This window comes from Micromonospora sp. NPDC000207, assembly GCF_040300925.1.
In the GTDB taxonomy this organism is placed as follows: domain Bacteria; phylum Actinomycetota; class Actinomycetes; order Mycobacteriales; family Micromonosporaceae; genus Micromonospora.
The window spans coordinates 1-6784 of sequence record NZ_JBEPEQ010000184.1; the positions used below are offsets into that span (position 1 = coordinate 1).

Here is a 6784-nt window from a genome sequence, read left to right on the forward strand (position 1 = left end):
GGCGCGCAGGGCACCACCGCGACAGCGGTACCCGGGCCTGCCGTCGGCAGGGACACCACGTCGGTCTCACGGGCCGACGTCCACCCGCCGACAGCCGGAACGGTCAGCCCTTGCCGGGGCGACCGAAGCTGTGGATCGGGGCGTCACCGAGGCGCTTCATCCGCACCGGCACCCCGGACCGGGCGGCGTGCACCACCCAGCCGTCACCGACGTACATGCCCACGTGGTGCACGTCGCGGTAGTAGAAGACGAGGTCGCCGGGGCGCAGGTCGGCGCGGCTCACCGGGGTGGTCACCTTCCGCTGCCGGGCGGCGTTGTGCGGCAGCGCCACGCCGCCCTTCGCCCAGGCCGCGAGCATCAGACCCGAGCAGTCGTACGCCTTCGGCCCCTCGGCGCCCCAGACGTACGGCTTCCCGATCTGGGCGCAGGCGAACCGGACCACGTCACCTGCCGTACCCCCGGGGTAGGTGACGGGGCAGGGCGCCGGGCGGAGCGGCCCACCGGCACCACTGTCGTACGCCCGCAGCCGCAGCTTCTGCAACCTGTCGATCTCGGCGTCGATCTGCCGACGGCTGGCGGCGAGTCCCCTCTCCGCCCGGGTCAGTTGGACGATCATCCGGTCGAGTCGGGTCTTCCCGGCCGCCAGTTCGTCACGCAGGTCCCGGACGGCCCGGACGTCCTCCTGCCGGCGGTGGGCGAACCGGTCCATCAGCTCGATCCGGCCGACCAGTTCACCGGGGGTGCGCCCGGAGAGCATCAGGTTGAGCGCCGAGAAGCTCTCACCCTTGTACGCCCGCACTGCCAGGTCGCTGACCTGCTTCATCGCCGCGTCGACCTGGCGTTGCAGCGGGTCGATCCTGGCCGCCAGGGCGGCGGCCTCCCGACGCCTGTCGGCGAGGTCCTGCCGGACGGCGTTGTGCCGTTCGATGAGCGGTTCGAGTCGGTGCCAGTCCCTGTCGATCTGCCGTTCGAGATCGGTCACCGACGGTTCGGCGTACGCCGGGGCGGGGACCCCGAGGACGGCGGCCCCGACCAGGACCGCAGCGGTCGCGGCCAGTGCTGTGGTGCAGCGGAACGAGCGTGGACGCGGCCCAGCCGGCACCGGGTCGACCTTCGCCGACCTGGTGGACGGTGGCCGCGGGGCATGAAGTGCCACCGGGCTCGGTACTCCTTCGACGGAACCGCCTACCGGGTCAGCTGACGGGTTCGGGCGGAAGGGGACGCCCTACCGCAGCGGACTGCGGATTCACCCCGACGTACCTGGGTTCCCGGATCACCCGTGCGGGCGACTCGGCGGTGTCGTTCGTGACCGCCCGGGTTGGACGGTTCTGCTGCCGACCGACGGTTCACCAGCGTAGAGAGACGACCACCTATCCGCAACGGAGCGATACGTGACACTCCGTCTCACGTTCGTTCACTCTCGGGCGCGGCGTGACCGACACACGACGCCGGTCACCGACGCGCGGAGCCGACGGCCGGTGCGCGAAGGACCCGCCGTCGAGGCCACACGCGAAGGCCCTCCGTCGTCGGTGGTCGACGACGGAGGGCCTCAGGTACGCCGAGGGTCAGCCGGGTCGTCGGAACCCGGCTACCGGCATCGTGTTGATGCTGGAGACGTTGACCGGGACACCGGCTCTCGCCGCGTGCACCATCTTGTCGTTGCCCAGGTAGATGCCGACGTGACTGAGGTCGCTGCGGAAGAAGACCAGATCGCCGGGGCGGGCCTCGTTACGCGGGATCGCCCGGCCCTCGTTCCACTGCGCCCCGGTGAAGTGGGTGAGGCTGATGCCTGCGGCCCGGTACGCGTACTGGGTCAGCCCGGAGCAGTCGAAGGAGTTCGGCCCGGTGGACCCGAACACGTACGGCTTGCCGATCTGGGCGCAGGCGGTCCGGATGGCGGTACGCGCCGCCGCGTTGACCACCCCGTTGATGGTGGGGCAGTTGGCGGTCTGCACTGTGGTCTTCGGCATCGAAGCCCGGAGGGTCTTGATCTCACCCTCGATCTTCTTGCGCCGGTTCGCCAGGTCCTTCTCCTGCTTGACCTGGGTGGTGACGAGGGTGTCCAGCTTCTCCTTCTGGGTGTTGAACCTGGCCTGAACGGCCAGGACGTCCTCGATCTGCCGACGCTGCTCGGTGGCCACCCGGTCCAGCAGGGTCAGCTGTTCGCCGAGCTGCCCGGGGCGGCTGTTCACCAGCACCGCGCCCAGCTCGTACGAGGGACCGATGATGTAGTACCGGGAGGCGAGTTCACCGATCCGGTTCAGCGCCAACTCGCTTTCGAGCTGCAACGGCTCGATCTTCTTCGCGAGGTCGTCGGACTTCTTGCGGTTGACCCTCAGCTCGGACCGCACCTTGTTGTACTGCTCGATGGTGGGTTCCAGCTGGCGCCACTGCTTTTCGATCTGCGCTTCGATCTCCTCGACCGTGGGCTCCGCCTGCGCCGGTACGGCGAGCATCCCGGCGCCGACGATCACGGCAGCACACAGGGCTGTCAGACGCGCCAATGCCCGTCGCGCGCCGCGTACTCGGGCGGGCGTTTTCGGGACACGACGATGAGGGGGCAGGCTCGCCACCGGCACCGACTCCTTTGCCGACCGGCCGCCGGGCGCCTCGCGAGGAGGGGAGGGCGAGACAGACGACCCACAAGCGGCCGGTGCCCAACATTAGGGAAGCAAAGCGATCGGGGCAAGAAGACAATCTTCACCATTACGGTGAAGCAATCGCTTGCACACCAACGGTATCCGCTATTCGACGATCGAGGGGTACCCATCAATATCGGGGTCGGTCACCCTCCGGTCACTCCGGCCGGACCGAGCGGAGCAGGACGCTGGCCACGTCGACCACCTCGACCTCTTCTCCGGCCCCCTTGCCGTTGACCCCGTCGTTGAGCATCGTCGAGCAGAACGGGCAGCCGACGGCGACCGTCTTCGCCCCGGTGGACATGGCCTCCTCGACCCGGTCCACGTTGATCCGCTTGCCGATCCGCTCCTCCATCCACATTCGCGCGCCCCCGGCACCGCAGCAGAACGAGCGCTCGCTGTTGCGCGGCATCTCGATCAGACCGGCGTCGCCCGTGCCGCCGCCGATGGCGCTGCCCAGGACCTCACGCGGCGGGGCGAAGACCCGGTTGTGGCGGCCCAGGTAGCACGGGTCGTGGTAGGTGACCCCGCCGTCGACAGGCTGGACCGGGGTGAGCTTGCCACCGGCGACCAGGTGGGCCAGGAGCTGCGTGTGGTGGACCACCTCGAACTCGCCGCCGAGCTGGCCGTACTCGTTGCCAAGGGTGTTGAAGCAGTGCGGGCAGGTCGCGACGATCTTGCGCTTGGCGGGTTCCCGCCCCTCGAAGACCTCGTTGAGCGTCTCGACGTTCTGCTGGGCGAGCATCTGGAAGACGAACTCGTTGCCGATCCGGCGGGCCGGATCGCCGGAACAGGTCTCCCCCTCGCCCAGGATGGCGAAGGAGACCCCGGCCTCGTGCAGCAGCGTGGCGACCGCCCGGGTGGTCTTCTTGGCCCGGTCCTCGAACGCACCGGCGCAGCCGACCCAGAAGAGGTACTCGAAGTCCTCGACCTCCCCGACCCGGGGCACCTCGAAGTCCAGCCCCTTGGTCCAGTCCTCCCTGGTGTTCGGCGGGGCACCCCAGGGGTTGCCCTTGTTCTCCAGGTTGCGCAGCATCACGCCGGCCTCGGACGGGAAACTCGACTCGATAAGCACCTGGTAGCGCCGCATGTCGACGATGTGGTCGACGTGCTCGATGTCCACCGGGCACTGCTCGACGCAGGCACCACAGGTGGTGCAGGACCAGAGCACGTCCGGGTCGATGACCCCACCGGACTCGGCGTCGCCGACAAGTGGCTTCTCCGCCTCGGCCAGCGCCAGGACGTCCACGTGGGCCAGCTGCGCGGCGGTGGCCTTCTCCTCGCCGGTGAGGTCCTTGCCACCCCCGGCCAGCAGGTACGGCGCCTTCGCGTACGCGTGGTCGCGCAGGCTCAGGATCAGCAGCTTGGGCGAGAGCGGCTTGCCGGTGTTCCAGGCGGGGCACTGCGACTGGCACCGCCCGCACTCGGTGCAGGTGCTGAAGTCCAGCAGCCCCTTCCAGGTGAACTGCTCCACCTGTGAGACCCCGAACTGGTCGGTCTCGGGGTCGGCCTCCTCGAAGTCGAGGGGCTTGCCCTGGCTCGTCATCGGGCGCAGCGCACCGAGACCGGAGTTCGCCTCGGCCGGCTCCCGCTTGAAGAAGATGTTCGGGAAGGCCAGGAAACGGTGCCAGGCCACGCCCATCGTCACGTTCAGGGCGATCACGATGACCCAGGTCATCGAGATGGAGATCTTGATCAGGGCGGCGATGCTGACGCCGTTCTCCCAGTCGGGCAGGACCGCGCCGACTGCGTGACTGAGCGGGGTGGCCCAGGTCGGGTACGCGAAGTGGTCGGTGGCGACCTTGAAGCCCCGAATGACGAAGCCCATCACCAGGACGGCGAGGACCACCGCCTCGACGAAGTAGCCCTGCCACATGGTGGACCCGGTGAACCGGGACTTCCCCCCGGTGCGGGTCGGCCGGTTGCGTACCCGGATGCCGATCAGGACCAGGATGCTGATCGTGCCGAGGATGCCGATCGCCTCGGTGAGCAGGCCGTACAGGGCCCAACCCCCGACCAGCGGCAGGCCGCCGGTGGGCGAGACGACCTCGAAGTACGCCTCCAGCACCAGCAGGGACAGCACGACGAAGCCGACCATGACGAACCAGTGCGCGGCTCCCACCACGCTCCACCGGAGCATCCGGGTGTGGCCGGCGGTCTCGGCCAGCATGACCTTGGTGCGGGCGCCCACGTCGGTGGAGCGGGACGGGTCCGGCTGACCCAGCCGGACGACGGCCACCATCTGCATGACCGCGCGTACCGCAAGCCACACCGCAACGGCGGTGATGGCGGCCGCGAGGATCGTGGTGACGATCTGGACGCTGCCCATCGAGTTGGCCTCCCGGTTGCTGCCTGTCGAGCGGCTCGGCGACCGGAGGTACGGCTCAGCGGGTGACCGGCGTCACGCCGCACCCGCGGACCCGACCTGTCGGTCGATGACCTCGCTCCGCTCGGTCATGCAGTGCAGCCTACGCGCAAGGTTACCCATCGGTAACGTGAGACTCCTCGCACTCGGGGCCACGCCGCCCTGCGGACACCTTAGGCGGCGGCGACCAAAAGTGCTGAGCAGGGGCTACCCGGTCAGCGCCAGCGGGAGAGGACGATCAGGGACCCGACCATGGCACCGAACCCGACGGCCAGGTTCCAGTAGCCCCAGGACATCACCGGGTACGCCTGCTCGGAGAGGTAGTAGACGACCAGCCAGGCGATGCCGAAGACGATGAGGGAGACCGCCAGGGCGGGCAGCCACACGGGGCTAGGCTTGGTGCGCGCCGACGTGGTCGTGGTCGGACGCACGTCCGTCGGTGGGGTGTACACCTTCTTCTTGCGAACCTGAGACTTGGGCACGACGCTCTCCTGAGGGATGACTACCCGGCCGGCCTGGCAACCGGGCGCGGGGGCGACGGTCCATGGCCAATAATGTTCGACAGCTAGCGTAGTCAACAGAACCCGCCCAAGCCACGAATAGTGCCGGTCCGCCACACGCGGTGACCGAAATATGGAGGACTGTTCGGGTCCGGCTACTGATCGACAGGCTCCGGGTGGGCCGACCGATCGACCACGGGAAGGAGCGCACGTGGAGTACACCTCCGGCGCGGCCTCCTGGCGCAAGGTGCTCCGGCGGGCGGTCGCCGGGCTGGTGCCACGGCGGCCACGCCAGCGACGACCGGGGTGGTCGATCTTCGTACCCATGATCGCTCTCGCGGCGGGGTTGCTCTTCACCACCACCGCCACCACTGCCGGTGGCACCGCCCTGCGGGAGGACCGCCGCCCCGAGCTCAAGCAGGTCATCGAGGACCGGCGGGAGCAGGTCGAGACGAGCGAGCGGCGGGCCGCGGAGCTCCGGGCCGACGTCGAGAACACCACCGGTGCCCTGGGCGAGTCGGACGGCCCGATCAAGGAGCAACGGGAACGCAGCGACGCGAGCCGGCAGAGCGCCGGCTTCACGGCCCTCACCGGGATGGGCGTGACCGTCGAACTGAACGACGCCCAGCGCCTCGGCGACCAGGCCCTACCCGACGGGGTGAGCAACGACGAACTGGTCGTCCACCAGCAGGACGTCCAGGCGGTGGTGAACGCGCTGTGGGCCGGCGGTGCCGAGGCCCTGTCAATCATGAATGTCCGCGTGCTGGCCACCAGCGCGGTACGCTGCGTCGGTAACACCCTGCTGCTACACGGCCGGGTGTACTCCCCACCGTTCAAGATCGTAGCAATCGGCGATCCGGCCGCGCTCCAGCAGGCCCTCGCCGGCTCCAAGGGAGTCCGGTTGTTCAAGGAAGCGGTCGACGACTACCAGCTCGGCTACAGCGAGACCGTCTCCCCGGTCACCGTGCCGGCCTTCGAGGACTCGACCGCCCTGCGCTCGGCGACGGTGCCCCGGTGAGCCACGACGACTGGCGGGACGAGCGCGACGGCCGCCACGACGACCCGCTCTACGAGGCCACCGCCTTCCTCGCCCCCGTGACCCGGCGTGACCCCACGCAGGACCCCCGTCGCGCGCCCCGCAGCCCGTGGCCGGACCCGACGCCGACGGCCCGACCGGCCCACCCGGAGCGACGCACCCGCCCCACCCCCGGCCCCGCGCCGCCGGCGGGGGCCAACGGCGGCGCCGCCCGGCGCGGGCGGCCGCCCGCCCCCCCCCCCCA

The 6784-nt window shown here is 69.8% G+C and carries 5 protein-coding genes, 1 pseudogene and 1 riboswitch; of the genes and pseudogenes, 2 read left to right on the forward strand and 4 right to left on the reverse strand.

Features of this window, described 5'->3' with window-relative positions:
• Positions 1 to 103: 103 nt before the first annotated feature.
• The 4 genes from ABT336_RS26340 to ABT336_RS26355 all read right to left on the reverse strand — a co-directional run bounded on the left by ABT336_RS26340 (position 104) and on the right by ABT336_RS26355 (position 5486).
• Entirely contained in the window at positions 104 to 1102 is a 999-nt protein-coding gene (locus tag ABT336_RS26340; protein ID WP_350900132.1) for a C40 family peptidase, read from the reverse strand.
• A 63-nt stretch (positions 1103 to 1165) separates the two neighbouring features.
• Positions 1166 to 1306, reverse strand: a riboswitch (cyclic di-AMP (ydaO/yuaA leader).
• Between the two features lie 259 nt (positions 1307 to 1565).
• Positions 1566 to 2579, reverse strand: coding sequence for a C40 family peptidase (locus tag ABT336_RS26345; RefSeq protein ID WP_350900134.1), 1014 nt, complete (start codon positions 2577 to 2579; stop codon positions 1566 to 1568).
• Positions 2580 to 2796: 217 nt separating this feature from the next.
• Positions 2797 to 4968: a (Fe-S)-binding protein gene (locus ABT336_RS26350; RefSeq protein ID WP_350900136.1), complete on the reverse strand. Its 2172-nt coding sequence runs from the start codon at positions 4966 to 4968 to the stop codon at positions 2797 to 2799.
• Between the two features lie 251 nt (positions 4969 to 5219).
• Positions 5220 to 5486 carry a cell division protein CrgA gene (locus ABT336_RS26355; RefSeq protein ID WP_350900138.1) on the reverse strand — a complete coding sequence of 89 codons (267 nt, stop codon included), beginning with the start codon at positions 5484 to 5486 and terminating at the stop codon, positions 5220 to 5222.
• A gap of 229 nt (positions 5487 to 5715) precedes the next feature.
• Here ABT336_RS26355 and ABT336_RS26360 point away from each other — a divergent pair, with 229 nt between their 5' ends.
• Together ABT336_RS26360 and ABT336_RS26365 are read left to right on the forward strand one after the other, a co-directional pair.
• Positions 5716 to 6522, forward strand: a complete 807-nt coding sequence (locus ABT336_RS26360) for a DUF881 domain-containing protein (protein ID WP_350900140.1) — start codon at positions 5716 to 5718, stop codon at positions 6520 to 6522.
• Positions 6519 to 6784 (forward strand): annotated as a pseudogene (locus tag ABT336_RS26365) (hypothetical protein); the annotation flags it as partial. The gene ABT336_RS26360 and the pseudogene ABT336_RS26365, both read left to right, overlap by 4 nt.

What these genes read in the sequence shown, in the direction of transcription:
- ABT336_RS26350 (WP_350900136.1), bottom strand. Translation starts at nt 4,968, where the DNA reads ATGGGCAGCGTCCAGATCGTCACCACGATCCTCGCGGCCGCCATCACC.